The following is a 26,486-nucleotide window of genomic DNA, read 5'->3' as shown; positions in this document are numbered from 1 at the left end:
TGCGGAACCGGCTTTTAAACGTTATCGGCAAAAATAAGGCAAACTTGAGCGGAAAATCAGAACAAATCGCCGATATCCTGGCTATAGGCTTTCACTACTTTCTCGCCCATGTTCTTGAATTGTTGGATCATTCCCACCAGCTTCTGCGCATACTTCGGATCGGTGGCGTAGCCTGCCGCCTGAAGCGCCTGCGCGCCCTGCTCCGGCGTTGCCGCCGTGGTCACCGCCTGGTAGCGCGGGTTGTTGGCAATCAGCTTCACATAGTCGCTCAGCGCATCGAAATAGGAGTCATAAACGCGGAATTTGGCTTTCACCTTTTTCGCTTCGCCGTGTTCATATTCGGTGGTGGTGATTTCGGTGGTTTTGCCCTGCCAGCTGCCCGTCGCCTTAATGCCGAAAAGGTTAAAGCTTGGCTTGCCTTCTGCGGTCATGATCTGCCGCTGGCCCCAGCCAGACTCCAGCGCGGCCTGCGCCAGGATCAGGTGATGAGGAATACCGGTACCGGCGCTGACTTCTTTCGCCGGCTGCGACAGTTTGGCAATAAAGTCAGCGCTGTCGCCGCTGAGCGGTCTGTCCGGCGAAGCAGGCAGGCGCGGTACGGCCTGACGAACGATCCGCTCCTGCTCTGTTTCCATCGCCATCGCCAGCGGCGGCAGCGTGTTGATAAAGTCTTTATCCAGCCTCATCGGCACGGTGCCCGCTTTCTCATCGGGCGCCTGCGCCTGCTCCATCTGCTTGACCATCATGTCGGCCAGGCCAAGCCCTTTCGAGGCGATTTCCTGCCCAATCTGCTGATCGTACATTGAGGTATAAAGACGCGTCTGTTCGGTGCTCAGCAGACCATCCTGCGGCAGCGCCTGGCGCATACTTTTCAACATCATTTGCACGAACATCCCTTCTACCTGTTTGGCGACTTCCCGTGCGTGCGCTTTCGGGTCGTTGCTGGCCTGGCGTTTCAGGTTGTTCAGTGAGCCGCTGTCGTAGGCGGCTCCCATCAGAGACTGGGCGTTGCTCATCAGATAATTTCCAGTTTGGCGTGCAGACAGCCCGCGCTCTGCATTGATTGCAGGATGGACATCAGGTCGATCGGCGTGGCGCCTAAGGCGTTCAGGGCACGAACAACGCTGTTCAGGTTAGCACTGGCGTTTACGCTTTGCAGCGCGCCGCCGCTCTGGCGCAGGTCGATCTGCGTTTGTGGCGTGACCGTGGTCTGGCCGCCTGCGAACGGCGTGTTCGGCTGGCTGACGTTCTGCTGCTGGTTAACCGTGACCGACAGGTTGCCCTGAGCGATAGCGCAGGAGCTGAGCATCACTTCGCGATTCATTACCACCGAGCCGGTGCGCGAGTTGATAATCACTTTTGCATCCTGAATCGGCACGGAAACATCGATGTTCTGGATATCAGCCAGCAGGCGAACCTGAGAGGTGCCGTTAGCGGAAACCTGTACCTGCACGGTACGGCCATCCAGCGCCTGAGCAGAGCCGTAGCGACCGTTAATCGCGTCAGCGATACGCTGCGCCATGCTGAAGTCTTCTTCGTTCAGGAACAGGTTGATCACGTTAGACGCGCCGAAGCTGTTCGGCAGTTCACGTTCGATAGTCGCACCGCCGGTGATGCGGCCGCCGTTTACCTGGTTAACCGTGACGCTGCTGCCGCCGGCAGAAGCGCCCGCACCGCCCACCAGAATGTTGCCCTGCGCCAGCGCATAAACCTGGTTATCCACGCCTTTCAGCGGGGTCATCAGCAGCGTGCCGCCGCGCAGGCTTTTGGCGTTACCCATAGAAGAAACCACCACGTCAATCACCTGGCCCTGACGGCCAAAGGCAGGCAGCTTGCCGGTGACCATCACCGCCGCGACGTTTTTCAGCTGCATGTTGGTGCCGCTGGGCACGGTAATGCCCAGCTGCGACAGCATGTTGTTCAGACTTTGCGTGGTAAACGGCGTCTGGGTAGTCTGGTCACCGGATCCATCCAGCCCGACAACCAGACCGTAACCGATCAGGGAGTTGTCGCGCACGCCGCCAACCGTGGTCAAATCGCGAATGCGATCGGCGTGGGCAAAAGCGCTGACCGCAGTCAGCAGCAGCAGGGTGAATCGAATAATCTTACGCATTTTAACCTCTTAGAATGGTGACAGGTTCAGGAAGAACCGTTGCAGCCAGCCCATCGTCTGTGCCTCATTGATATAGCCGTTGCCGACGTACTCAATGCGGGCATCCGCCACCTGGGTCGAAACTACGCTGTTGCTGCCGCTGATGGTGCGTGGGTTAACCACGCCCGAGAAGCGGATAAATTCCGTACCCTGGTTAATCTCAATCTGTTTCTCACCAACCACTTTCAGGTTGCCGTTCGGCAGCACCTGATTCACGGTCACGGTGATGACGCCGATAAAGGTGTTGTTCGCCGTTGCGCCGCCTTTACCTGCAAAGTCGCTCTTGCCGTTGGCGTCGATATTGGTTTTTTCGCCGCCCAGCAGGCCGGTCAGCGCGGAAGGCAGCGCCGTCAGACCAAGGGATGCGCTACCGTCACGTCCTGCGGAGGCCGTGGAGCTTTTGCTCGCACTGACGTTTTCCTGCAGGGTAATGGTCAGCGTATCGCCGATATTACGTGGACGACGATCCTCGAACAACGGCTGGTAGCCGTAGTTCATCGGCATCACGCCCTGAAAAATGGAGCCGTTAACCACAGGCGGCGAAGCGGCCAGCGGCTGGGCCGTTGTCGAACCTTCAACCAGGGGCTGACGTGGAACTAAAGCACAACCGTTAAGCGTCAGAAGCGCTAAGGCTACTAACAAGCGTCCAGGCACTGAAATTTGCTTCGCCATGGAATTAACCTTTAATCATTAGAGAAAGCTTTTATTAAGCGCCGGGCGAACCCGGCACGGTCTTACTTACAGCTGAGTCAGTTTGGCCAGCATCTGATCGGACGTGCTGATTGCCTTACTGTTGATCTCATAGGCGCGCTGAGTCTGGATCATGCTGACCAGCTCCTCGGCAACGTTTACGTTGGAGGTTTCAACGTAGCCCTGATAGAGCAGGCCCGCGCCGTTGTTGCCCGGCGTGCTGTCGGTCGGTGCGCCCGATGACTGCGTTTCCTGGTACAGGTTTTCACCTTTGCTTTCCAGGCCAGCATCGTTAATAAAGGTGCTCAGCGTCAGCTGGCCGACCTGCGTAGGCTGGGTCTGACCCTGCACCGTCACGCTGACCACGCCGTCACGGCCGATAGTCATGTTCAGGGCGTTGGCCGGGATAGTGATCGCCGGCTGCACCGGGAAACCGGCGTTGGTCACCAGCTGGCCGTTCTGGTCAGTCTGGAAAGAGCCGTCACGGGTATAGGCCAGCGTGCCGTCCGGCATCTGTACCTGGAAATAACCCTGCCCGCTGATCGCCACATCTTTCGATGAGTCGGTTTTGTTCAGGTTGCCCTGAGTGTGCAGACGCTCGGTCGCTACCGGACGAGTACCGGTACCCAGCTGCATCCCGGAAGGCAGAGAAGTCTGTTCAGAAGACTGCGCGCCAGGCTGACGAATGGTCTGATACATCAGATCTTCAAACACGGCACGCTGGCGTTTAAAGCCGTTGGTGCTGACGTTCGCCAGGTTGTTCGAGATAACATCCATATTGGTCTGCTGAGCATCAAGACCGGTTTTGGCAATCCATAAAGAGTTAATCATGTTAGTTCCTCTGCTCTTAGCTCATTGACAGCAGCTGGTTAGCGCGTTGTTCGTTTTCATCGACGCTGGAGATGACTTTCATTTGCATCTCAAAGCGGCGTGCGTTGGCGATCATATCGACCATGGTCTGGCTGGAGCTGACGTTGCTGCCCTCCAGCACGCCAGGCATCACCTGAATGGTCGCATCGGCCTGCAGGGTTTGCGCTGCGCCGGTCGGACGGAACAGGCCGTCGTCGCCGCGAGTGACTTCCGAGCTGGTGGCTTTCACCAGCTTCAGACGTCCCAGCTGGACAGTGGCGTTCGGCGGATCGCCAGGGTTCAGCGCGGTAATCGTACCGTCAGCGGCAATGGTGATTTCCGAGCCTTGCGGTACGGCAATCGGTCCGCCGTCGCCCATCACCAGTTTGCCCTGGATGGTGAGCTGTCCGGCCGGGTTCAGCTCCATGTTGCCGTTGCGGGTGTAGGCCTCAGCGCCATCCTGAGCCTGCACGGCCAGCCAGCCATCCTGACGAACGGCGACGTCCAGCGAACGTCCCGTGTAGTCCATCGCGCCCGGGGTCATATCTGAGCCCGGCGTCGAAGCCGTCACCAGCGTACGGGTCGGCAGTGACTCGCCCTGCACCGGCACGGCGCGCAGCGCGTTCAGCTGCGCACGGAAGCCAGGCGTGGAGGCGTTGGCCAGGTTGTTCGCCGTGACTGCCTGCTGTTGGAGGGTCTGACTGGCAGCCCCCATTGCGGTATATATCGCGTGATCCATTTGACTCCCCTGTTAGCCGAATTAACGCAGGTTGACCAGGGTGTTGAGGATCTGGTCCTGTGTTTTAATGGTCTGGGCGTTAGACTGATAGTTACGCTGTGCCACAATCATGTTGACCAGTTCTTTACTCAGGTCGACGTTGGAAGACTCCAGCGCGCCTGCGGTCAGCGTACCCAGGTTACCGGTGCCCGCCAGGCCAACCAGCGCCTGACCAGAAGAAGCCGTTGCTGACCACACGTTGTTGCCTTCAGACTTCAGGCCTTCCGGGTTAGCAAAGTTAGCCAGGGCGATCTGACCCAGGGTCTGGGTTTTCTCGTTGGAGTAGTTACCTACTACCGTGCCGTCGTTGTTGATCTGGTAGCTGGTCAGTTCGCCCGGCTTGTAACCATCCTGCGTTGGGTTGCCGAAGGTGCTGGTGCCGGTGTTCTGCTGCTGGCTGCCCGCCATGTTCAGCGTGAAGTTAGTGGCAGCAGAACCGTTCAGGCCCGCCAGCGTAATCGCCTGCGTCGCGGTGGATGTCATCTGGCCGCTGGTATCAAAAGTCATGTTGAACGTGCCCACGTCAGCGGTTGGGTTCGCCGAGCTGCCGTCCTTCACGTTCACCGTCCAGGCGTTGTCAGCCGTTTTGGTGAAGTACAGGTTCAGGTTGTGCTCGTTACCCAGCGAGTCATAGGTGGTCATTGACGCTTTGCTGTTGTAAGAGCTGGTGTTGTTAATATCCAGCGGCGTGGTCGTCGGCACGCTGTCGGTTGAGTTCAGGTTAGCTACCAGTGCCGCTGCGCTGGTGGATTTCGCCGCCATCGCCGTGGTTGGTACGCTCAGCGCAACCGGGTTAGCACCGGTCTGCACGGTTGGCGGCGTGCCGGTTGCCGGATAACCGGTCAGCTGCAGGCCGTTGGCGTTAACGATGTTACGGTTAGCGTCCAGCGTGAACTGGCCGTTACGGCTGTAGTAAACCGCGCCGCTGGCGTCAGCCATACGGAAGAAGCCGGCCTGGCTGATTGCCACGTCCAGGCCACGGCTGGTAGAAGTGGTCGTACCGTCGTTAAAGTCCTGGGTTACCGCAGCTACTTTTACGCCCAGACCGACTTTAGAATCGGCGAACATATCAGCGAAGGAAACGGTAGCGGATTTAAAACCCACCGTTGCGGAGTTGGCGATGTTGTTGCCGATAACGTCCAGGTTGCTGGATGCTGCGTTTAAACCGCTGACTGCCTGAGAAAATGCCATGTGTGTATTCCTGAATCGGGGTTAAGTTAAATAATCTGACGAACATTCGCGATGGTGGTCTTACCCATCGTGCCGAGGTCGAGAACGGCACCGCTGGTGTCGTTAGTAACCCCATTGACTAATGCATAATTCAGCGGCTGCGCGACCAGCTGTCCGGTAGCGTTACTGGCGCTGATGGCCACGTTATATTTGCCGTCGCCTGCGGTGGTGCCGTCTGCTGACGAACCATCCCAGGAGAAGGTGTGGACGCCGGCGCTGAGCGCACCCAGGTTAATGGTTTGCACTACCTTGCCAGAAGGATCGGTAATGGTGGCGGTGGTCGCCGTTGAAGCCTGTTCCAGGCTAACGCCAAACGGCGTGGTCTGACCGCTGCCGACCAGCACCTGCGAGCCGTTAACCATCACGCCTTTGCCGATCAGGGTGGAAGCCTGCAAAGACTGTCCGCTGTTGATCTGGCCGGAAATCGATCCCAGCGTGGTGTTCAGTTTTTCAATGCCGCTCAGGGTATTGATCTGTGCCAGCTGTGTAGTCAGCTGGCCGTTATCCATTGGGTTCGTCGGATCCTGGTTTTTTAACTGCGTGACCAGCAGGGTCAGGAAGTTACTTTGCAGGTCGGCTGCCGTTTTATCGGTAGTCGACGACGAAGAAGTAATAGCTGTGTTGTCAAGTGACTCATTAACGCCAACGGTAATGCCCATCTGTCTGTTCCTTATTGACCCATCGTCAGGGTTTTCATCATCATTTGTTTAACGGTGTTCAGCACTTCAACGTTGGCCTGGTAACTGCGCGACGCCGACATGGTGTTAACCGTTTCCCCGACCACGTCCACGTTTGGCATCTTGACGTAACCTTTCGCGTCGGCCATTGGGTTGCCCGGTTCGTAAACCAGCTTCGCTGGCGTAGGATCGTCCACTACCTGCGCGACGCGTACGCCGCCGGTCGCAGCGCCTGGCGCCGCATCGGTCTGGAAAACCACCTGCTTCGCCACGTAAGGCTGACCGTCCGGCCCGGTTACGCTGTCGGCGTTGGCCAGGTTACTGGCGCTGACGTTCAGACGCTGCGACTGGGCAGCCATTGCCGATCCGGCGATATTAAAAATGTTCAGTAAAGCCATTTATTATTGCCCCTGTAATACGGACATCATGCCTTTGATCTGGCCGCTGATAAGAGTCAGATCCGTTTGATACTTCAGGCTGTTATCGGCAAATTCGGTACGTTCGCGGTCCATATCCACCGTGTTGCCATCCAGCGAGGGCTGGGACGGCACGCGGTACATCAGATCCATCGATGCCGGTGCAGAAGACTGCGCAGCAATATGGCGTGACGAGGTGACCGCCAGCGACATGCCCGTTCCCTGCGCTCGCCCCTGCTCCATCACTTTGCTCAGCTGGCTGGCGAAATCGATATCGCGCGCCTGATAGCCTGGCGTGTCCGCGTTAGCGATATTGGATGCCAGGATTTCCTGCCGCTGTGCACGCAGGTTAAGTGCTTCAGTGTTAAACCGTAGGGCTGCGTCGAGTTTGTCGAGCATGTTTCCTCCGCAATTGAAAATTCAGTGGGGAGAGAATAAGCGGGTTAGGATTAATCCGATCGGCAGAATAGCGCTAAAAAGCGTCGTTAATTTGCGCCTTGACTTTGCGGCCCCGTGCGTAGAATCGTCGCCATGTTGCAGCGAGGATGAAAAATATGCGTGTGTTGACTCTCTTCCTGATGAGTCTGAGTCTGGCAACGGTTAGCGCCAGCGCCGCCGACCTGACGGCCCAGCTCAATCAATTTTTTAAAGCCCGCTATGGGGAAACCGGCCAGGGTGCCGATACCCTGAGCGTGGTAGTGAAAACGCCGCAGGGGCAGTGGCCCGCCTGTGATGCACCGCAATTTTCCTTACCGGGCAATAGCCGGATGTGGGGCAACATGAGCGTGGCCGCCAACTGTGGCCAGAACCGGCGCTATCTACAGGTACAGGTGCAGGTTGAAGGCGATTATCTGGTGGCGGCTCGCCAGGTCGTGCGCGGTACCGCGCTGACCGCGGACGATTTAAAAGTGGTGCATGGCCGTCTGGATACGCTGCCGGCGCGTGCGGTGATCAATATGGCCGACGTGGCCGACGCTGTCGCGCTGCGGGACATCGTGCCCGGCCAGCCGCTGACGATGATGATGGTGCGCCAGCCGTGGCGCGTGAAGGCCGGCGACAACGTCAATGTTATCGCCAGCGGAGACGGTTTTAACGTCGCCAGCGAGGGCCGCGCCATGAACAACGCCACAGCGGCGCAGCCGGTCAGAGTACGTATGAATTCAGGGCAGATTGTGAGCGGGAAAGTCGGCTCCGATGGGAATATTCTTATATCGTTGTAAAGCGTTAAAGATGGCTTCATCTCTGCCGATAGTGTAAATAACAGACGTAATACACTTGAGCAATTCAGGCCGCTATTTGCCTGAGCAAACTGGAGCCAGATTATGAGCATTGACAGAACTCAACCTATGAAGCCGGCCAGTACCGTGCAGCCTCGCGATCTTCCTGAAATGGCTACGCCGAAGGCGCAGAAGGTAGAGACAAAAACAACCGAATCAGGTACCCAGGTGGTACTGAGCGGCGCACAGTCACAGCTGACCAAATCCAGCTCGCAGGATATTAATACCGCGCGCGTTGAGCAGCTGAAGACCGCCATCCGTAACGGCGAACTGAAAATGGACACCGGCAAAATCGCCGACGCCCTGATCCAGCAAGCCAAAGACTCTTTAAAAGGTTAATCAGGTAAATGACTAAACTGTTGAACGCGCTCGATAAAATGCTGGAAGTCCTGAAAAGTCTGTCTGACGTAATGGCGGCAGAGCAACAACAGCTCTCGAGCGGACAGATCAACAGCAGCCTGCTGCAACGTATTACGGAAGATAAAAGTTCGCTGCTGGCCACGCTCAATTTCCTTGAGCAGCTGCGCCGCGATGCGGAGAAAGAAGCGGGCTTCCACGCGCCCTACAGCGGTCAGCCGGAAATGGCTCGTCGCTGGGCTGCGCTACAGGAGCAGACGGTAAAACTGCGCGATACTAATTTGCATAACGGGATGTTGCTTAACCATCAAATCACCTTTACGGAAAAGGCGATTGAGGTATTAAAGCCCTATCAGACCCAGAAGTTTTATGGCCCGAACGGCCAGGCAACTTCAAGCGGCTTTATCAGCCGTAAGGTATAAAGCGCCGTCACTACCCCGGCCTGCGCCGGGGTTTGCGTTTTAGTGAGTGCAGAAGCTAAAAACCCCGTTTTGCAACGGGGTTTTGCTTTATATGGCCGTAGTGCGGGCGAAATCCTTAACGCGGAATCCCAGCAGCGCCAGCACCGCAAAGTAGACGCCGCCGCCAACGGCGCAGACCGCCGCCAGACGCAGCAAACGCATCAGCATATTGCCCTGCGCCCATTCCGGCATGACCCACATCATCCCTGCCAGCGCGGCCGCCATAGCGATAACCGCGATAACCAAACGCAGCAAAAAGCTGAACCAGCCAGGCTGTGGCAGAAATATTTTCTGTTTGCGCAGCTGCCAGTAAAGCAGCGCGGCGTTCAGACAGGCCGCCAGACCAATCGACAGCGACAAACCGGCATGTTTCAGCGGGCCGATAAAGGCCAGGTTCATTACCTGCGTCATAATCAGCGTCACGATGGCGATTTTGACCGGCGTTTTGATGTCCTGCCGCGAATAAAAGCCCGGTGCCAGGATTTTCACCACGATCAGCCCCATCAGTCCGACCGAATAGGCGACCAGCGCGCGCTGGGTCATGGCCGCGTCAAACGCGGAGAATTTCCCATACTGAAACAGCGCGACGGTCAGCGGCTTAGCGAGGATCCCCAGTGCAACCGCGCTTGGCAGCGCCAGCACGAAGCAGAGGCGCAGTCCCCAGTCCATCAGACGGTTATATTCATCGTGATTATTGCTGGCGAAGCTTTTGGCCAGCGAGGGCAGCAAAATGGTGCCCAGCGCCACGCCCAGCACCCCGGAAGGAAACTCCATCAGGCGGTCGGCGTAGTACATCCAGGAAACGGAACCGGAAACCAGAAATGAAGCGAAAATAGTGTTGATAATCAAGGAAATCTGGCTGACGGACACGCCCAGGATCGCTGGCCCCATCTGGCGCATCACCCGCCAGACGCCCGCATCCTTCAGGTTAAGGCGCGGCAGCACCAGCATGCCAATTTTCTTTAAATGCGGCAGCTGATAGCCCAGCTGTAAGACGCCGCCGACCACCACGGCCCAGGCCAGCGCCATCACCGGCGGGTGGAAATGCGGGGCCGCGAACAGCGCAAAGCCGATCATGCTGATGTTCAGCAGCGTCGGCGCAAAGGCCGGCACGGAAAAGCGGTTCCAGGTATTCAGGATCGCGCCCGTCAGCGAGGCCAGCGAAATCAGCATGATATAGGGAAAGGTGACGCGCAGCAGCGCTGAAGTCAGCGCAAACTTGTCGGCCGTATCGGCAAAGCCGGGCGCGGTCACTAAAATCACCCAGGGCGCGGCAAACATCCCGGCCACGGTAATAATCGCCAGCGCCAGCGTTAACAGCCCCGAGACGTAGGCGATAAACACCCGCGTCGCCTCCTCGCCCTGCTTGCTTTTGTACTCCGCGAGGATCGGCACAAAGGCCTGAGAAAAGGCGCCTTCGGCAAAGATGCGGCGCAGCAGGTTCGGCAGTTTAAAGGCGACAAAGAAGGCGTCGGTTGCCATTCCCGCGCCGAACACTCTTGCCACGATGGCATCGCGCGCAAAGCCCAGCACGCGAGAAAACAGGGTCATCGAGCTGACCGCTGCCAGGGATTTCAACAGGTTCATGATCTTCGATTCTTTTAAAGGAGGTGGCGCGCCACGGTTATCATCCGGCCGCTTCAGACGGCGCGAAAGCTGGCATAGTCTACTGATATGCCGTGAAATAACCACATCCTATTGTTACAGCATTATTCCCTGTCGCTGTCGCGCCAGAGCTTTTCAATGACGCGCTGCGCCGCCAGCGCCTGCTCGCCGGAGGTTTGCGGCATAGTCTGATTTTGCGCGCAGTCGATAAAATGGCGCGCCGCGCCAGCAAACCCACGCTGCTCCAGCGTGCTCTGCCAGCCTGGAACGGGATCGATAACGAGGCGACCGGCCGTTTCCTGCCGTAGCTCCCGCATATCGTCAACCTGCCAGACGCTGCCGTCCGCTATCGCCATCACCGATTCGCGCTGGGTGCCCGCCCGACGGTGCATACTGGTGGTGATTTGCAGCTTGTCGACCTGAAAATGGTGCTCGGCATAGAGCATTTCGCCGTCGTCATTGGTCAGCAGCGTACCGCTTTGCAGTGTCGCCCCGCCGCCACCGAGCCACAGCGCGGTATCCACGACGTGCAGATAATCGTCCAGCAGCGTAAAAAAGAGATCGCGCGGGCCGACGCTGTCGCTGCGGTGTTTGTCCATGCGCAGCGAGGCCAGACCGCCCAGCGCTTTTAGCTGCAGATAGCGAGGCGCAAAGCGGCGGTTGAACGCCACCATCAGCTTGCGGCCACGCTGCTGCGCCAGCGCCACCAGCTGTTCGGCTTCGGCAAGCGTTGCCGCCAGCGGTTTATCGACGCAGACATCCTTGCCCGCCAGCAGCAGCTGTTTAACGATGCTGAAGTGCGTGGCGGTTGAGGTATGCACAAAGATCGCGTCACAGTCGTTAATCAATCCATCCAGCGTGGCATAAAGAGGAATACGCCAGCTGTCGCAAATCGGGCGGGCCTTCTGCTGATTAGGGGAAAACGCGCCCGCCAGCCGCCAGCCCTGCGCGTCAGCCAGCACCGGAAGCCAGGCTTTCTGCGCAATATTGCCCAGCCCCACCATACCTATACGCAACGTCATATCAGGATCCTTTCAGCAATTGAGCCAGCTGCCGCTGCATTTCCGCCATCTGGCGCTCGAGTTCCGCCACTCTTTCTGTCAAATCGCCGCTTTCTGGTGCGTCTGAAGAGGCGGGCAATGCGGCCTCATCCACCTCGCCGCTGAACAGGTGCATATAGCGGCTTTCCCGCTTGCCTGGCTCACGCGCCAGCCGGACGACAAAGGGGCCGTCCTCGCGCGCGGCAAGATTTTCCAGCGTCCGCTCAAGCTCAGCCATATCGGCAAATTCATGCAGCCGGGCGCTGCGCGTGCGCAGTTCGCCCGGCGTTTGCGGGCCGCGCAGCAGCAAAGTAGCCACCAGCGCCAGCTCTGCGGCAGAAAATTTGAGCTGGCCGAACTCGCTGTTGCAGAAGCGGTGCTCATATTTCACCACTCTCTGGCCGGATCCGCTAAACGAGGTAACCAAATGCTTTTTCGCCAGCATGTCCAGCGCATCCTGCACGCCGGTTTCAGCCAGCGTCATCACGGGTTCGCGGTTCGATTTCTGGTTACAGGCCGTGACCACGCCGTTCAACGACATGGGATACTGATCGGGCGTCGTCACCTGCTTTTCCAGCAGGCAGCCAATAATGCGCGCCTCAACGGGCGAAAGAAGAATTTTCATCAAAGAGGTCCACGTCGTTCGGGTGTCCATTCTCTGGCGGTCAGCGCGGTCAGCACGTGATCCTGCCAGCGTCCGTCTATCAGCAGATAGTCTTTGGCATAGCCCTCTTTTTCAAAGCCGAGCCGGGCCAGTAAGTTGCCGCTGCGCTGATTATGCGGCATGTAGTTCGCCATAATTCTGTGCATATGTTGCTGGCGCTGCATATAACGAATAGCCGACTGGAGCGCCTCGAACATCATGCCCTGTCCCTGCCATTTCTGCCCCAGCGAATAGCCCAGATAGCAGGCGTGAAACGAGCCGCGCACCACGTTACTGAAGTTGGCCACGCCGCGCACTTCGTTTTCGTCCGGATCCATCACCGCAAAATAGTAGGCGTTGCCCTGCTTATGCATATCGGTGATCAGCCCCAGCCGCGCCTGCCAGCCGGAAGGATAGCAGTGGCTTTCATCCCGAATCGGCTCCCAGGGCTTAAGAAATGCCCGGTTTTCCGCATAGTAATCCGCCAGACGCCAGGCGTCTCTCTCGTGTACCAGGCGCACGACCAGCCTGTCGGTAGTCAGGCGCACTTTAGGGGCTGCGGAACGATAGCCAAACATCTTCTCTCCTGAATTCAGCCGATCATAAATAAAAGCGCCGCGTTGCGTCGACGGCACGTCTTTTTACTATAACCGCCTGATTGCAGTCGGGTAAAATAATGCCGGGAAATATTCCCGTTGTGAATGGCGGAAACGGCTGAAACGCACGATAGCTGGCGCACCGGTTTGCCCTGTCAGCCGTTCTCTTCCATACTCCCTGCATACATTAAGAAGGTTAATGGTATTTGCCGTTACCTTTATCGCTGTAAGGAGGCACTTTTGAAACTGTTTATTTACGAACACTGTCCGTTCTGCGTAAAGGCACGCATGATCTTTGGCCTGAAAAACCTGCCGGTCGAACTGGTGGTGATGCTGAATGACGATGAAGAAACGCCGAAGAAGCTGATCGGACAAAAAATGGCGCCGATCCTGATGAAAGAAGACGGCAGCTGCATGCCGGAAAGCCTGGATATCGTCGCCTTTGTTGATAAAAGCGACGGCGAGCCGCTGCTGACGGGCCGTCCTAATCCCGCGATCAGCGACTGGCTGCGTCACGTTAACAGCTATCTGAACAAGCTGCTGCTGCCTCGCATCGCCACGGCATCCTTTGCCGAGTTCGCCACGCCCGAAGCGCGCCGCTACTTCACGGAGAAAAAAGAAGCCAGCGTCGGCAGCTTTGACGAGCTGAGGCAGCATTCCGCAGGCTTTATTAAAAATATCAATGACGATCTGCGCAAGCTCGACAAGCTGATTGTGAAGCCCAACGCGGTGAACGGCGAGCTGTCGCTGGATGATATCCACCTTTTCCCGGTGCTGCGTTCCCTGACCCTGGTAGCGGGCGTCGACTATCCCAGCCGCGTGGCTGACTATCGCGACAATATGGCGAAACAGACGCAGATCAATCTGCTTTCTTCCGTGGCTGCCTGATCTTCCGGGGCCGTTTTCACGGCCCCGCCTTATTTCGTCACAACTTTTCCCACCAGCCGGGTGACTCTTTGTCATTTGTCGGGCAAGCTATCGCTGCGCGTCAGAAGGGGTAACTGACGTCATAACGTGACGAGGAGCACTATGAACAATCTTATGCGGGGCGCGATGGCCCTGATGCTGGCGCTGAGCCTGGCGGGCTGCAACAAGCTGACTCAATATTCCGTCAGCGAGCAGGAAGTAAACCAGGCGCTGCAAAAGCATAATAATTATGAAAAGCAGATTGGCGTGGCCGGGCTGGTCGATGCCCATATTGTCCTGACCGATCTCAACAGCAAAATCGGGCGCGAAGAGGCGGACAAAGTCACGCTGACCGGTAAAGCTACCGTGGACATCAGCTCGCTGTTCGGCCCACAGCACGCGGAAATGCTGCTGACCATGAAGGCGCAGCCTGTTTTCGATAAGGAAAAGGGGGCAATCTTCCTGAAAGATATGCAGCTGACCGACGTCCAGGCGCAGCCCGCGAAAATGCAGGGCGTGCTGAATACGCTGACGCCCTACCTGAATCAGTCGCTGAAAGAGTATTTCAATCAGAAGCCGGCTTACCTGCTCAGCACCGATCGCAGCAAGGCGGAGTCGATGGCGAAGCGTTTCGCTAAAGGTCTGGTAGTGAAGCCTGGCGAGCTGGTGATCCCATTTACTGATTAACACCTCAGGGTTTCCCAATTGCTGCGGGAAACCCTGATTTATTTCTCCGCCGCCTTTATAAAGCAGGTGCAAACGCTATGGGAAACCCTGACCCATTTCGCTGCCGCCCTCACAAAGCAGGTGCAAACGTTTGGCTTTCCCTTTATCCTTGATACCCGGCCAAATCGCGCCATACGATTTCACTTCTGCCGGAGCCTGTTCATGACTGCACACCCTCAGCAACTTATTATCCGCCGCCCTGACGACTGGCATATCCATCTGCGAGACGATGAGATGCTGAAAACCGTGCTGCCCTTCACCAGCGAGGTCAACGGTCGGGCAATCGTTATGCCTAATCTGGTGCCGCCGATTGTTAGCGTAGCCGCCGCCGTGGCCTATCGCGATCGCATCCTGGCCGCCGTGCCGGAAGGCCACCGTTTTACGCCGCTGATGACCTGTTATCTGACCGATTCGCTGGCTGCGGACGAGGTCGAGAAAGGCTTTAGCGAAGGCGTGTTTACCGCTGCCAAACTTTATCCCGCCCATGCGACCACCAATTCCAGCTACGGCGTGACCAATATCGATGCCATCGCCACCGTGCTGGAGCGGATGCAGAAAATCGGCATGCCGCTGTTGATCCACGGCGAAGTGACCGATGCGCACATCGATATTTTCGATCGCGAGGCACGCTTTATCGAAACCGTGATGGAGCCGTTGCGCAAACGCTATCCGGCGCTGAAAGTGGTTTTTGAGCATATCACCACCAAAGAAGCCGCTGAGTACGTGCAGGAAGGCAATCATCTGCTTGGTGCTACCATCACCCCGCAGCACCTGATGTTCAACCGTAACCATATGCTGGTGGGCGGCGTGCGTCCGCATCTTTACTGTCTGCCCATCCTGAAGCGCAACGTGCATCAGGAAGCACTGCGCAAAGTGGTCGCCAGCGGCCACGAACGCTTCTTTTTGGGAACGGACACCGCGCCGCACCTGCGTCATCGTAAGGAGGCCAGCTGCGGCTGTGCAGGCGTCTTTAATGCCCCTTCTTCCCTGCCCGCCTACGCCACCGTGTTTGAAGAGCTGGGCGCGCTGGCGCATTTCGCCGCGTTCTGTTCCGAGAACGGCCCGCGCTTCTACGGCCTGCCGCTGAATGAAGGCACGCTGAAGCTGGTGCGTCAGCCGTGGACGGTGCCGGAGAGCGTCACGCTGGGCGAAGACACGCTGGTGCCGTTCCTGGCTGGCGAAACGCTGAACTGGCGCGTCGAGCTGTAATTCAGACAAAATGATTGCTTCCGCCGATCTTACTGTATATATTCACAGTGAATTCATCGGAGGCTTTTATGCGTATTGAAGTCACTGTAGCAAGAACCACCTCGCTGCCCGCTGGCGCCATCGATGCGCTGAGCGCCGAGCTGAGCAAGCGAATCGACAAACAATTTCCTGAATCCGCCCACAGCGTTTCGGTACGCTACGCCGCAGCCAATAATCTGACGGTGATGGGCGGCGGTAAAGAGGCAAAAGACCAGATTACCGATATCCTGCAGGAAACCTGGGAAAGCGCCGACGACTGGTTTATCACCGACTGATCGACGTCCCGTGGTCTTTCCGTTTTTTGCCGGGCTTCGCCGTCCGGCTTTTTTCTTTTCTCCCCTCTTTGCTCCTGACGGAATCTGGCTATAGTAGAGTGACCAAATATGCGTTGCTGCCGCTGGCTAAGAGGTCTGCCATGAATGTTGAAAATCCTGAAGAAGCGATGACGTTTGGCGAGCTGCTGGCGCTGATCGCCGATCAACAGCGCCGCCTGAGCGTGCTGGAAGTTGCTTTCTCCTCTCTCTCTTTGTGCCTGGATGAACAGGCCGCGCTGCGGCTGGTCGACAAGCTTCGTCTGGAAGCGACCCGTTCAGATTATGATGAAAATAAGCGGCAGCACTTCGCCGCGCTGGCCGATGAGTTAGCCAAACGAGCCGGGTGAATAATATTTACTCAAGTATTGTTATTTCGCTGCCGATATTTATTATATCGGGAGCACCCGCTCTTAGTTTCTGCGTACGCAATCCCGTAACAACTAAAGGCAATCGGCTCAGATCGACATTTCATTCTGCGAACATTGGAATTTCTGTTATAATTTTCCTGTTCTATGAAAAAAAGCCGCATTGAACCTCGATAAATCACTTCGTTGTCATTGTTAACACGAGTAATAAGGGGGTTATAATGGACAGAAACAAAGAGGTTATCCAGACACATCCCCTCGTTGGGTGGGATATCAGTACCGTAGACAGCTACGATGCTATGATGATCCGTCTGCATTCACTTTCATCAAATGAACAGCCAGACGATGAAGCTGAAGTGGGCCAGACCTACTGGCTGACCACCGATGTTGCCAGACAATTTATCTCCATTCTCGAAGCTGGCATAGCGAAGATAGAAGCTACTGAATATCAGGATCGCGACTACAAAAAGCACTAATTTCGTCCGCGTTGACCTGAAGGCACCCAGATGGGTGCCTTTTTCATTTCTGCCGCATTTTTTTTCATTCCAGCCGCATTTTGCTATTCTGCCTGCCTGTATAACCGATGGAGCCAGGTACTGATGGTTTATGACTTAATTGTGGTGGGCAGCGGCTCGGTAGGTGCAGCGGCCGGCTGGTACGCCACCCAGGCGGGACTGAATGTCCTGATGATCGATCGGGCGCATCCGCCCCATCGCGAAGGCAGCCATCATGGAGACACGCGTTTAATTCGCCACGCTTACGGCGAAGGCGCCCGCTACGTGCCGATGGTATTGCGCGCTCAGCAGCTGTGGGACGAGCTGGAGCAGCAGTGCGGCGAGCGAATTATGCAGCGCAGCGGCGTGCTGAATCTTGCGCCTGATCGTTCCGAATTTATCCGCAACGTGCGGCAGAGCGCTGAAACCTATAGCCTGCCGGTGGAGATCTTCAGCGGTGAAGATGCCGTGCGGCGCTGGCCGCAGCTGGCCGTCCCTGAAAACTATACGGGGATTTACGAGCCGCAGTCCGGCTATCTGAAATCCGAACTGGCTATTCGTCACCTGATCCGCCTGTGCAAAGAAGCGGGCTGCGCGCAGCTGTTTAACTGCGCGGTCACCGGGCTGGAGGAGCGTGACGGCCTGCAAGTCGTCCAGACCCCGGAAGGCGCCTTCCGGGGCAAAAAGCTGCTGCTGAGCGCCGGAACCTGGATCAAAACGCTGCTGCCGGAACTGCCCGTCACCCCTGTCAGAAAAGTCTTTGCCTGGCATCAGGCGGACGGCCGCTACAGTGAAAATAATAAGTTTCCCGCGTTTGCCGTGGAAATGCCGGACGGCACCCATTTTTATGGATTTCCTGCTGAAAACAACGCGATCAAAATCGGCAAGCACAACGGCGGTCAGCCGATTAGCGCGCCGGAACAACGTAAGCCTTTTGGCGCCGTTGCTGAAGACGGCAGCGAACTCTTCGGATTTTTACGGCAGTTTTTACCCGGCGTAGGCGTTTGCCTGCGTGGTGAAGCCTGTACCTACGATAATACGGCGGACGAAGATTTTATTATCGATACGCTGGGAGCAGACAGGTTGATTATTAGCGGGCTAAGCGGACACGGATTTAAATTCGCCACGGTATTGGGTGAAATCGCCGCGCAATTTGCTCAGGGAAAAACCGCAGAATTTGATTTAACGCCCTTCTCACTTTCCCGCTTATAAATAAAAAAGGCGGCATCGTTAAATGCCGCCTTTCCATAACGCTAATTATTTCCAGCCGTCATCTGATAACGGCGAGAAATATTATTTAACCGACGCCGCCGCATCTTTCTTTTGCTGACGCAGACGGAGTTTTTTCACCAGCTTGTGCGCTTCCGCTTCGCTGCCAACCGCAGGCGCTGAACCGGTCAGCGGCTTACGTGCCGTTTCACGCATGGTAAAGACGGTGATCACGCCGATTGCGCCAGCGCCCATCAGATAGTAAGCCGGCATCATCAGGTTATGCGTCGTTTCCACCAGCCAGGTAGTGATCAGCGGCGTGGTGCCGCCAAACAGCGAAACGGACAGGTTAAAGCCGATCGCCAGCGCGCTATAGCGAATATCCGTGGCAAACAGCGCAGGCAGCGTGGCCGGCATCGAGCCGCTAAAGCAGGTGTGCAGCACGCCAAGGATGATCAGCCCGGCGAACACCAGCCACATATTACCGGAACCAATCAGCATCAGGCTTGGGATAGCCAGCACAATCAGGCCGATAGCGCCGCTTAAAATAACCGGACGACGGCCCAGGCGATCGTTCCAGTGCCCGGAAAACAGCGTCAGCGGCATCATCACAAACATCACCACCAGGATCAGCAGCAGGCTGCTCATCTCGCTCAGGCCGAGGATACCGGTCAGGTAGCTTGGCATATAGGAGGTCAGCATGTAGTTGGAGACGTTAAACAGCAGCACCAGGCCAATACATTTCAGCATCTGGGCGCGATATTTGCTCAGCATTTGCAGCAGCGTCAGACGCGGCTTGCTGTGTTCCAGCGCGTCCTGCTTTTCCATATGCTTCTGGAACGCCGGAGTTTCTTCCAGCTTCAGACGGACATAAAGACCAAACAGCCCCAGCGGCGCGGCGATAAAGAACGGAATACGCCAGCCCCAGTCCAGTAGCGTCGCCTCCGGCATCGCCGCCGTCAGGCCGGTGACCAGCCCTGCGCCGAGCAGATAGCCGCCTAACGTGCCGAACTCCAGGAAGCTACCCATAAAGCCGCGACGGTTATCGGTAGAGTATTCGGCGATAAAAGTCGCCGCGCCGCCATATTCACCGCCGGTGGAGAAGCCCTGCACCAGGCGAGCGACCAGCAGCAGAATTGGCGCAAGAATACCGATGCTGTCATAGCTGGGGATCAGGCCGATACAGAAGGTACCGATAGCCATCATAATCATGGTGACGGCCAGCACTTTCTGCCGTCCAACTTTATCGCCCAGCGGCCCGAACACCAGCCCACCGATAGGACGCACCACAAAGGCTGCCGCAAAGGCACCAAAGGCGGCAAGCAGCTGGGCCGCCGAACTGCCGCCGGGGAAGAAGACCTTACCAATAGTCACGGCCAGATAGCTGTAGACGCCGAAGTCGAACCATTCCATCGCGTTACCGAGCGCGGCTGCGCCTACGGCACGCTTCAGCATGTCGTTATCCACGATGGTGATATCGTCTACGGTGAGTTCTTTCTGTTTTTTCTGCCAGAAGTGCTTTTTATGTCTGTTTTCTGAGTGCGTGCTCATGCAGTCCCCTTAATGAGAATGACTGGCAGCATCATAGCTTTCGTTGCCGGTGGAGCCTGTAGAGAAAGAAGGGAATGAAAGCTATAAAGCAGCGAAGATTAAAAGTACGGCGCTTAAAAACGTTTCTTTACGGGAATTTACTCTATACGACAGTCTTCTTTTTATCAAGTTTGTGACAGAAATCGCTGTAATAGCCATTTTAATACTGTGCGTATCGCGTTGTGGGGCCGGAAGGCAGCAGGACGCCCTGCCTGAAAAAGCCGTGCTGATGCGCTACTGGCTGCTCAGATTGACATTCTTTACGGGTTTTCAGTATGTTGTAACTATGTGCAGACGACAAAACGTTAGCGCAATGTTAGCGGAGCAAAAAAGTGAGAAAACGGGGAATTGCCGCCGTTACCGGCTGAAAGAGCAAAAAAGGCCGGTAAAACCGGCCCTGAATGCTGTCTGACGGTCACTCAGTTATCGGGCGTTGGGATTTTTAGCGTCATATTCAGCAAGCCGCGCGACTTGTTGAAAATTTTATTGCCGTTTTCCCGACCGGCGCGACGCGCCCGCTGTTCTTCCGGCGCCAGCGCCAGCTCTTCCATACAGATTGGGCTACAGCAGTCGTGATACTTTTCCGCACAGCTGGCGCACTGAATAAACAGCAGATGGCAGCCGTCGTTTTTGCAGTTAACGTGCGTATCGCAGGCCGTGCCGCACTGATGGCAATGCGCAATGACATCATCGGAAATACGTTCGCCCATGCGCTCATCAAAAACAAAGTTTTTGCCCTTGAAGCGTACCGGCAGCCCCTGCTCGCGTGCGCGACGCGCGTATTCGATAATGCCGCCTTCAATGTGATAGACGTTCTCAAAACCGTTGTGCCGCATCCAGGCGCTCGCCTTTTCACAGCGGATCCCGCCGGTGCAGTACATCACGATTTTTTTATCTTTGCTGTCCTGCAGCATATCCACGGCCATCGGCAGCTGGTCGCGGAAGGTATCCGCCGGGATTTCCAGCGCGTTGTCAAAGTGCCCGACTTCATACTCGTAGTGGTTGCGCATATCGACAAAGACCGCATCCGGATCGTCCAGCATGGCGTTGACCTCGCCCGCTTTCAGGTAGCCGCCGACGTCGCTGGCATCGAAGGTTTCGTCTGCGATGCCGTCAGCAACGATGCGCTCGCGCACTTTCAGACGCAGCACCCAGAACGATTTTCCGTCATCGTCGAGCGCGATATTCATTCGCAGGTTGTCCAGCGCCGGGTCGAAAGCGTAAAGCATCGTCTTCATCGCTTCATAATTGCTGGCCGGCACGCTGATTTGCGCATTGATCCCTTCTGCGGCGACGTAAACGCGACCAAACACTTTCAGTTTGGTTAAGGCGATATAGAGCGCGTCACGAAACGCTTTGGGATCGGTAATGGTGAAATACTTGTAAAAAGAGACTGTGGTACGCGGCTCGGTCTCGGCCAGCATCCGCGCTTTCAGCTCTTCATTAGAAACAAGGTTATGTAACACTGGCATGGTGTACGTTCCTGCGACTTTTGAGAAATTTTGCGGGCGATATCATACCTGAATAGCGCCAGAAGCAAACCAAAATCGGGCCGCAGCGTAAAAAATTCGTCTCAGGAAAGTTAGAGCCTTGCAACAGGTGGAAAAGCATATCCGGACCAACATCACAAAAAAATCCGCCTATAGTTAGCCTGTTCCGACTTAATTTTTTACGGAGATATTGCATGAGTCAGCTATTTACCCCAATCGAGCTGGGCAAGTTAACGCTTAAGAACCGTATCGCCATCGCACCGATGTGCCAGTACTCCGCCGAGCACGGCAAAGCCACCGCCTGGCACCGCATTCATCTGGGTCATCTGGCGCTCTCCGGCGCCGGCCTGCTGATTGTCGAAGCGGCGGCCATTGAAGCCGCCGGCCGCATTACGCCGCAGGATTTAGGCCTGTGGGATGACGAAACCGAACAGGCGCTGGGCAGCGTGCTGCAGGATGTACGCAGCTATTCCACGATGCCGATTGGTATCCAGCTGGCCCATGCCGGCCGCAAAGCCTCTACCGATGTGCCATGGCGCGGCGGCGGTTTCCTGCAGCCGGAACAGGGCGGTTGGCAGACCTCCGCGCCTTCTGCGGTGCCTTTCAGCGATGACGATAACGCGCCGGTTGCGCTCACGCTCGAACGTATTGAAGAGATCAAACAGGCCTTCGTCGACAGCGCTGTTCGTGCCGATCGCCTTGGTCTGGATCTGGTGGAAGTTCACGCCGCGCATGGCTATCTGCTGCATCAGTTCCTGTCTCCGCTTTCCAACAAGCGCGAAGACCAGTACGGCGGCTCGCTGGAAAATCGTATGCGCCTGACGCTGGAAGTGTTCCGCGAGGTGCGTCGCGTATTCCCGGCAGACAAGCCGGTTGGCGTGCGTATTTCCGCTACCGACTGGGTAGACGGCGGCTGGGATCTGGCGCAGTCCATCGCGCTGAGCAAAGCGCTGGAGGCGGAAGGCTGTGCCTATATCCACGTGTCCAGCGGCGGCCTGGCACCGCAGCAGAAAATCACCGTCGGCCCGAACTATCAGGTGCCTTTCGCTGCGGCGATTAAAAAAGAAGTCGCCATCCCGGTGATTGCGGTCGGGCTGATTACCGAACCGCGCCAGGCGGAAGCGGTGCTGGTGGAAGGCGAAGCGGATATGGTCGCGCTGGCTCGCGGTATGCTTTATAACCCGCGCTGGCCGTGGCATGCCGCCGCCGAGCTGGGTGCGAAGGTGGACGCGCCAGAGCAATACTGGCGTTGCGAACCCCATGAAGTCAAAGGGCTGTTTAATTCGTAGTCCCTATTAACCAGCGCGCGCCCGCGCGCTGGTGTTTAAACCTTCTGAATCTCAACGCATTATTTCAGTTCGCTGTCAAAAAATGGCACAATAGGTCATAAATAATAAATCCCGGGCAGCATAATGGTGCCCCTTTTTTACGATCTGGAAACTCATGACTCAGCTGCCTCAGTTTTCGCGCGCTTTGTTGCATCCCCGTTATTGGTTTACCTGGTTGGGTATTGGTCTGCTCTACGTGCTGGTGCTGTTGCCCTATCCCGTGCTCTATCGCCTCGGTTGCGGCCTGGGTCGTCTTTCCATGCGTTTTATCACTCGCCGCGTGGCGGTAGCCCGACGCAATCTGGAACTTTGCTTCCCTGAAATGCCGGAAGCGGAGCGCGAGGCGATGGTGGTTCGCAACTTCGAATCCGTCGGCATGGGCTTAATCGAAACCGGCATGGCCTGGTTCTGGCCTGACTGGCGCATCAGCAAATGGTTTCAGGTCAGCGGTCTGGAGCATATCGACAAAGCGCATCAGGAAGGCAAAGGCGTGCTGCTGATCGGGATGCATTTTCTGACCCTGGAACTGGGCGCCCGCATCTTCGGCATCCATAATCCCGGTATCGGCGTTTATCGTCCTAACGACAACGCGCTGCTGGACTGGCTGCAAACATGGGGCAGAATGCGATCCAATAAAAGCATGTTGGATCGCAAGGATCTGAAAGGCATGATCCGCGCGCTGAAAAACGGCGATGTTATCTGGTACGCGCCCGATCATGACTACGGCCCAAAAAGCAGCGTGTTCGTGCCCTTTTTCGGCGTGGAAAAAGCGGCTTCCACCAAAGGCAGCTATCTGCTGATCCGCAGCGGCCAGCCCGCCGTGATCCCTTTTGTGCCGCGTCGCTTACCGCACGGCAGAGGCTATGAGATGGTGATCCTGCCGGCGGAAGAGAATATGCCGCTGGATGATGAAGCTGCTACCGCCGCGCGAATGAATAAAGTCGTCGAGCACGGCGTGCTGATGGCGCCGGAGCAGTATATGTGGCTGCACCGCCGCTTTAAAACGCGCCCCGCAGGCGAACCCTCTCTGTACTGATGCTCCGGGCGGAACCGACCCCGCCCGTTTCTCAACCACGGCTCAATCCTCCCGCGTTTTCCCCGGCGGGTGCTATTAAGTCGTGCGCTTTAGGCGCATACTTAGTCTGCTAACAAACTGACCAGGCTGCGCTTATGGCTGTGACCGATGCTTCCCCTTCCCCGATTAACTGGCAAAAAAACCTCTTTGTCGCCTGGTGCGGCTGTTTTCTGACCGGCGTCGCCTTCAGCCTCGTGATGCCCTTTCTGCCGCTTTACGTCGAGCAGCTTGGCGTAACCGATCCGCAGTCGCTGAATCTTTGGTCGGGGGTGGTATTCAGCATTACCTTTTTGTTTTCCGCTGTCGCGTCGCCATTCTGGGGCGGGCTGGCCGATCGTAAAGGCCGCAAAATCATGCTGTTGCGGTCGGCGCTTGGCATGGCGATAGTGATGGTGCTGATGGGGATGGCCACCTCCATCTGGCAGTTTCTGGCGCTGCGGGCGTTGTTAGGTCTGCTGGGCGGTTTTGTGCCCAATGCCAACGCGCTGATAGCGACTCAGGTGCCGCGGAAGCGAAGCGGCTGGGCGCTGGGCTGGCTGTCGACGGGCGCGGTTAGCGGCGCATTGATCGGCCCACTGATTGGCGGATTGCTGGCCGACAGCTTTGGCCTGCGCCCGGTGTTCTTTATTACCGCCGCCGTGCTGTTTCTCTGTTTCCTGATGACGCTGTTTGCTATCCGCGAAACCTTCGTGCCGGTACAGAAGAAAGATATGCTGCACGCCCGTGACGTTTTTAGCTCTTTAAAACGGCCGAAGCTGGTGCTGGCGCTGTTTGTCACCACGCTGATTATTCAGGTTGCTACCGGATCTATCGCGCCTATTCTGACGCTCTACGTGCGGGATCTGGCTGGCGATATCCAGAATCTGGCGTTTGTCAGCGGAATGATTGCCTCGGTGCCCGGCGTCGCTGCGCTGCTCAGCGCGCCCCGGCTGGGTAAACTGGGCGACCGTATCGGGCCTGAGCGTATTCTTATCGCCATGCTGGTGGTTTCCGTGCTGCTACTGATCCCGATGTCGCTGGTGCAGACCCCTTTGCAACTGGGGATCCTGCGTTTTCTGCTGGGCGCGGCCGACGGCGCGCTGCTGCCCGCGGTACAGACGCTGCTGATCTATAACGTCAGCAATAGCGTCGCCGGACGTATCTTTAGCTATAACCAGTCATTTCGCGATATTGGCAACGTTACCGGGCCGCTGATGGGCGCGGTGGTTTCGGCTCACTGGGGGTTTCGTGCGGTGTTTATCGTGACGGCCGCCATCGTGCTTTTCAATGCGGTTTACTCATGGCGGACGCTGCGCCGCCGCGTGACGAGACCGGACGCGTAAACTATAACGCGCCCAGGAAATTACCTATCGTGTCGGCAAGCTCGCGGATACGCGGCTCGCAGCGGCGATAGTAGGTCCACTTGCCGACTTTGCTCGCCTCCAGCAGGCCCGCTTCCTGAAGCACCTTCAGGCAGAGCGAGGTGGCGGGCTGCGATAAGCCCGCCTTGTCCTGAATCAGGCTGGCGCACACCCCGTAACGGTCGAAGTCATACAGCTGGCTATAGCCGGCAAAGGCTTCATCAGGGTTTTTCAGCCAGGCCAGCACGGCCATGCGTGTCGGATTGGCCAGCAGCTTCATCGCGTTTTCAGGGGTCATCCAGCCTCACAAAATCAGGAACCGTAAAAAGGATAGTCAGTATACCCTTTACGCGTGCCGCCATATAGCGAAGCGGCATCCACGGCGTTCAGCGGATAGCCGTGGCGAAAGCGTTCCGGCAGATCCGGGTTGGCGATAAAGGTTCTGCCAAAGCCAAACAGATCGCCCCAGCCCTGTTGCAGCACGTGTTCTGCCTTTTCCTGGGTGTAGCGGCCGGAATAGATAATTGGCCCGCGCCAGGCTTTACGCAGCGCAATGCGGAAGGTTTCCGGCAGATCGGGGCTGTTATCCCAGTCGGCTTCTGCGATTGACAGATAACCGATCTCAAGCGTATTCAGCATCTCTGCCGCTACGGTGTAGGTAGTCTGCGGATCGCTTTCCACCAGGCCCAGGTAAACCCGCTCTTCATCCGTACTGGTAAACAGCGGTGCAAAGCGTACCCCGACGCGATGGCTGCCAAACACGGAACTGACCGCTTCGGTAACTTCTTTCAGGAAGCGCAGCCTGTTTTCCAGCGAGCCGCCATATTCATCGGTGCGGAAATTGCTGTGTTCGGAAATAAACTGATTGATCAGGTAGCCGTTGGCTGAATGCAGCTCAACGCCGTCAAACCCGGCTTCCTTCGCGTTTTGCGCCGCCGTGCGGTACAGCTCGACAATCTCTTTGACTTCGGCGGTGGTCAGTTCGCGCGGCGCATCCGGCGCGGTCAGGATGCCTTCGCCCGGTCCGGTTTCGATAAAGACGCGTACGCCCGTTGCAGGCACGGCAGACGGCGCCACCGGCGGCTGCTTGCCCGGTTGCAGTTCGCTATGTGAAACGCGTCCCACATGCCACAGCTGGCAAAAAATTGTTCCGCCTTCCTGATGGACGGCTGCGGTGACCTTTTTCCAGCCCGCAATCTGCTCCGCGCTGTGGATACCTGGCGTCCAGGCGTAGCCCTGCCCGCGCGGTTCAATCTGCGTGCCTTCCGTGATCATAAAACCGGCGCTGGCGCGCTGGCGGTAGTAGTCCACCATCATCTCGCCCGGCACGTTGCCCGGCTGGTCGCTGCGGCAACGCGTCAGCGGCGGCAGCACAATACGGTTACGTAAGGTCAGATCGCCAATTTGCAAAGGCGTAAACAGGGTTTGCTTGCTCATAATTCCACTCGCTCAGGTAATAAGAGCCGTCATTATATTTAAACATTTAAATGTGTAAATTCATTTTGTGCTGTTGATGAAATATTAGCGATGCTTCAGCCATTCATCCGGGTAACCCATTGATATCGTTCGTATGTGGAGGAATAAGCCGTTTTGTGCAGGTTTTATGCTAAAACTGTTTAAAGTTTTTTCA

General features: G+C 56.8%; 31 protein-coding genes. 14 read left to right on the top strand and 17 right to left on the bottom strand.

Annotated elements, in window-relative coordinates; all coding sequences use genetic code 11:
• Positions 1–56: 56 nt before the first annotated feature.
• The 9 genes from flgJ to flgB form a co-directional block, all read right to left on the bottom strand.
• On the bottom strand, positions 57–1,016 hold the full coding sequence (gene flgJ / locus ACVWZ0_RS08905) for a flagellar assembly peptidoglycan hydrolase FlgJ (protein ID WP_253454602.1): 960 nt from the start codon (positions 1,014–1,016) through the stop codon (positions 57–59).
• Positions 1,016–2,113: a flagellar basal body P-ring protein FlgI gene (locus tag ACVWZ0_RS08900; protein ID WP_301252711.1), complete on the bottom strand. Its 1,098-nt coding sequence runs from the start codon at positions 2,111–2,113 to the stop codon at positions 1,016–1,018. The genes flgJ and ACVWZ0_RS08900 overlap by 1 nt, the downstream gene beginning before the upstream one ends.
• Positions 2,114–2,122: 9 nt before the next feature.
• Entirely contained in the window at positions 2,123–2,824 is a 702-nt protein-coding gene (locus tag ACVWZ0_RS08895; RefSeq protein WP_253454603.1) for a flagellar basal body L-ring protein FlgH, read from the bottom strand.
• A 66-nt stretch (positions 2,825–2,890) separates the two neighbouring features.
• Positions 2,891–3,673: a flagellar basal-body rod protein FlgG gene (gene flgG / locus ACVWZ0_RS08890; protein ID WP_125290784.1), complete on the bottom strand. Its 783-nt coding sequence runs from the start codon at positions 3,671–3,673 to the stop codon at positions 2,891–2,893.
• 16 nt (positions 3,674–3,689) lie between these two features.
• Positions 3,690–4,430 (bottom strand): flagellar basal body rod protein FlgF, encoded by a 741-nt coding sequence (locus tag ACVWZ0_RS08885; RefSeq protein ID WP_253454604.1) that lies wholly within the window; start codon positions 4,428–4,430, stop codon positions 3,690–3,692.
• A gap of 21 nt (positions 4,431–4,451) precedes the next feature.
• Positions 4,452–5,660 carry a flagellar hook protein FlgE gene (flgE, locus tag ACVWZ0_RS08880; RefSeq protein ID WP_253454605.1) on the bottom strand — a complete coding sequence of 403 codons (1,209 nt, stop codon included), beginning with the start codon at positions 5,658–5,660 and terminating at the stop codon, positions 4,452–4,454.
• Positions 5,661–5,686: 26 nt separating this feature from the next.
• Positions 5,687–6,358 carry a flagellar hook assembly protein FlgD gene (gene flgD, locus ACVWZ0_RS08875; protein ID WP_253454606.1) on the bottom strand — a complete coding sequence of 224 codons (672 nt, stop codon included), beginning with the start codon at positions 6,356–6,358 and terminating at the stop codon, positions 5,687–5,689.
• Positions 6,359–6,369: 11 nt separating this feature from the next.
• Positions 6,370–6,774 (bottom strand): flagellar basal body rod protein FlgC, encoded by a 405-nt coding sequence (flgC, locus tag ACVWZ0_RS08870; protein ID WP_253454607.1) that lies wholly within the window; start codon positions 6,772–6,774, stop codon positions 6,370–6,372.
• A gap of 3 nt (positions 6,775–6,777) precedes the next feature.
• A complete protein-coding gene (gene flgB / locus ACVWZ0_RS08865) occupies positions 6,778–7,191 on the bottom strand; it encodes a flagellar basal body rod protein FlgB (protein WP_125290789.1) in 414 nt (137 codons plus the stop codon).
• Positions 7,192–7,346: 155 nt separating this feature from the next.
• Between flgB and flgA the strand changes: the two genes are divergently transcribed.
• The 3 genes from flgA (at position 7,347) to flgN (ending at position 8,848) form a co-directional block, all read left to right on the top strand.
• Positions 7,347–8,012, top strand: a complete 666-nt coding sequence (gene flgA, locus ACVWZ0_RS08860; RefSeq protein WP_253454608.1) for a flagellar basal body P-ring formation chaperone FlgA — start codon at positions 7,347–7,349, stop codon at positions 8,010–8,012.
• A gap of 102 nt (positions 8,013–8,114) precedes the next feature.
• Entirely contained in the window at positions 8,115–8,408 is a 294-nt protein-coding gene (flgM, locus tag ACVWZ0_RS08855; protein ID WP_125290791.1) for a flagellar biosynthesis anti-sigma factor FlgM, read from the top strand.
• An 8-nt stretch (positions 8,409–8,416) separates the two neighbouring features.
• On the top strand, positions 8,417–8,848 hold the full coding sequence (gene flgN, locus ACVWZ0_RS08850; protein ID WP_125290792.1) for a flagellar export chaperone FlgN: 432 nt from the start codon (positions 8,417–8,419) through the stop codon (positions 8,846–8,848).
• An 87-nt stretch (positions 8,849–8,935) separates the two neighbouring features.
• On the opposite strand, the gene murJ is transcribed toward flgN, so the two are convergent.
• From murJ to rimJ, 4 genes are all read right to left on the bottom strand, one after another.
• Positions 8,936–10,474: a murein biosynthesis integral membrane protein MurJ gene (gene murJ, locus ACVWZ0_RS08845; RefSeq protein ID WP_253454609.1), complete on the bottom strand. Its 1,539-nt coding sequence runs from the start codon at positions 10,472–10,474 to the stop codon at positions 8,936–8,938.
• 122 nt (positions 10,475–10,596) lie between these two features.
• Positions 10,597–11,514 (bottom strand): Gfo/Idh/MocA family protein, encoded by a 918-nt coding sequence (locus tag ACVWZ0_RS08840; RefSeq protein WP_253454610.1) that lies wholly within the window; start codon positions 11,512–11,514, stop codon positions 10,597–10,599.
• Position 11,515: 1 nt separating this feature from the next.
• Positions 11,516–12,157, bottom strand: a complete 642-nt coding sequence (locus ACVWZ0_RS08835; RefSeq protein ID WP_253454611.1) for a DUF480 domain-containing protein — start codon at positions 12,155–12,157, stop codon at positions 11,516–11,518.
• Positions 12,157–12,753 carry a ribosomal protein S5-alanine N-acetyltransferase gene (gene rimJ, locus ACVWZ0_RS08830; protein ID WP_125290796.1) on the bottom strand — a complete coding sequence of 199 codons (597 nt, stop codon included), beginning with the start codon at positions 12,751–12,753 and terminating at the stop codon, positions 12,157–12,159. The genes ACVWZ0_RS08835 and rimJ overlap by 1 nt, the downstream gene beginning before the upstream one ends.
• Positions 12,754–13,011: 258 nt before the next feature.
• On the opposite strand from rimJ, the gene grxB reads away from it, so the two are divergent.
• The 7 genes from grxB to solA all read left to right on the top strand — a co-directional run bounded on the left by grxB (position 13,012) and on the right by solA (position 18,036).
• The gene (gene grxB / locus ACVWZ0_RS08825) at positions 13,012–13,659 is read left to right on the top strand and encodes a glutaredoxin 2 (protein WP_253454612.1); all 648 of its coding nucleotides are present in this window, start codon (positions 13,012–13,014) and stop codon (positions 13,657–13,659) included.
• 141 nt (positions 13,660–13,800) lie between these two features.
• Complete coding sequence (locus tag ACVWZ0_RS08820; RefSeq protein WP_253454613.1) at positions 13,801–14,364, top strand: lipoprotein; 564 nt, start codon at positions 13,801–13,803, stop codon at positions 14,362–14,364.
• 201 nt (positions 14,365–14,565) lie between these two features.
• Entirely contained in the window at positions 14,566–15,612 is a 1,047-nt protein-coding gene (gene pyrC / locus ACVWZ0_RS08815; RefSeq protein ID WP_253454614.1) for a dihydroorotase, read from the top strand.
• A gap of 68 nt (positions 15,613–15,680) precedes the next feature.
• The gene (gene dinI, locus ACVWZ0_RS08810) at positions 15,681–15,926 is read left to right on the top strand and encodes a DNA damage-inducible protein I (protein WP_125290800.1); all 246 of its coding nucleotides are present in this window, start codon (positions 15,681–15,683) and stop codon (positions 15,924–15,926) included.
• A gap of 140 nt (positions 15,927–16,066) precedes the next feature.
• The gene (locus ACVWZ0_RS08805) at positions 16,067–16,312 is read left to right on the top strand and encodes a hypothetical protein (protein ID WP_253454615.1); all 246 of its coding nucleotides are present in this window, start codon (positions 16,067–16,069) and stop codon (positions 16,310–16,312) included.
• 239 nt (positions 16,313–16,551) lie between these two features.
• The gene (bssS, locus tag ACVWZ0_RS08800; RefSeq protein WP_125290802.1) at positions 16,552–16,806 is read left to right on the top strand and encodes a biofilm formation regulator BssS; all 255 of its coding nucleotides are present in this window, start codon (positions 16,552–16,554) and stop codon (positions 16,804–16,806) included.
• 123 nt (positions 16,807–16,929) lie between these two features.
• Positions 16,930–18,036, top strand: coding sequence for an N-methyl-L-tryptophan oxidase (gene solA, locus ACVWZ0_RS08795; RefSeq protein WP_253454616.1), 1,107 nt, complete (start codon positions 16,930–16,932; stop codon positions 18,034–18,036).
• A gap of 81 nt (positions 18,037–18,117) precedes the next feature.
• Here the strand turns inward: solA and proP are convergent, their stop codons facing one another.
• Entirely contained in the window at positions 18,118–19,584 is a 1,467-nt protein-coding gene (gene proP / locus ACVWZ0_RS08790) for a glycine betaine/L-proline transporter ProP (RefSeq protein ID WP_253454617.1), read from the bottom strand.
• A gap of 43 nt (positions 19,585–19,627) precedes the next feature.
• On the opposite strand from proP, the gene ACVWZ0_RS08785 reads away from it, so the two are divergent.
• Complete coding sequence (locus ACVWZ0_RS08785) at positions 19,628–20,035, top strand: hypothetical protein (protein WP_253454618.1); 408 nt, start codon at positions 19,628–19,630, stop codon at positions 20,033–20,035.
• A gap of 7 nt (positions 20,036–20,042) precedes the next feature.
• Here ACVWZ0_RS08785 and trhO read toward each other — a convergent pair whose 3' ends face one another.
• Positions 20,043–21,095 (bottom strand): oxygen-dependent tRNA uridine(34) hydroxylase TrhO, encoded by a 1,053-nt coding sequence (trhO, locus tag ACVWZ0_RS08780; RefSeq protein ID WP_253454619.1) that lies wholly within the window; start codon positions 21,093–21,095, stop codon positions 20,043–20,045.
• Positions 21,096–21,307: 212 nt separating this feature from the next.
• Here trhO and ACVWZ0_RS08775 point away from each other — a divergent pair, with 212 nt between their 5' ends.
• The 3 genes from ACVWZ0_RS08775 (at position 21,308) to mdtG (ending at position 24,838) form a co-directional block, all read left to right on the top strand.
• A complete protein-coding gene (locus ACVWZ0_RS08775; RefSeq protein ID WP_253454620.1) occupies positions 21,308–22,402 on the top strand; it encodes an NADH:flavin oxidoreductase/NADH oxidase in 1,095 nt (364 codons plus the stop codon).
• A 154-nt stretch (positions 22,403–22,556) separates the two neighbouring features.
• Complete coding sequence (locus ACVWZ0_RS08770) at positions 22,557–23,477, top strand: Kdo(2)-lipid IV(A) acyltransferase (RefSeq protein ID WP_253454621.1); 921 nt, start codon at positions 22,557–22,559, stop codon at positions 23,475–23,477.
• A gap of 134 nt (positions 23,478–23,611) precedes the next feature.
• Complete coding sequence (mdtG, locus tag ACVWZ0_RS08765) at positions 23,612–24,838, top strand: multidrug efflux MFS transporter MdtG (protein ID WP_253454622.1); 1,227 nt, start codon at positions 23,612–23,614, stop codon at positions 24,836–24,838.
• A gap of 1 nt (position 24,839) precedes the next feature.
• Here mdtG and ACVWZ0_RS08760 read toward each other — a convergent pair whose 3' ends face one another.
• Positions 24,840–25,154: an ArsR/SmtB family transcription factor gene (locus ACVWZ0_RS08760; protein WP_253454623.1), complete on the bottom strand. Its 315-nt coding sequence runs from the start codon at positions 25,152–25,154 to the stop codon at positions 24,840–24,842.
• 14 nt (positions 25,155–25,168) lie between these two features.
• Positions 25,169–26,293, bottom strand: a complete 1,125-nt coding sequence (locus ACVWZ0_RS08755) for an alkene reductase (RefSeq protein ID WP_253454624.1) — start codon at positions 26,291–26,293, stop codon at positions 25,169–25,171.
• Between the last annotated feature and the right edge of the window lie 193 nt (positions 26,294–26,486).

Source organism: Erwinia sp. TECH1, from assembly GCF_054057575.1.
This window is presented reverse-complemented; position numbering and strand designations above follow the sequence as displayed.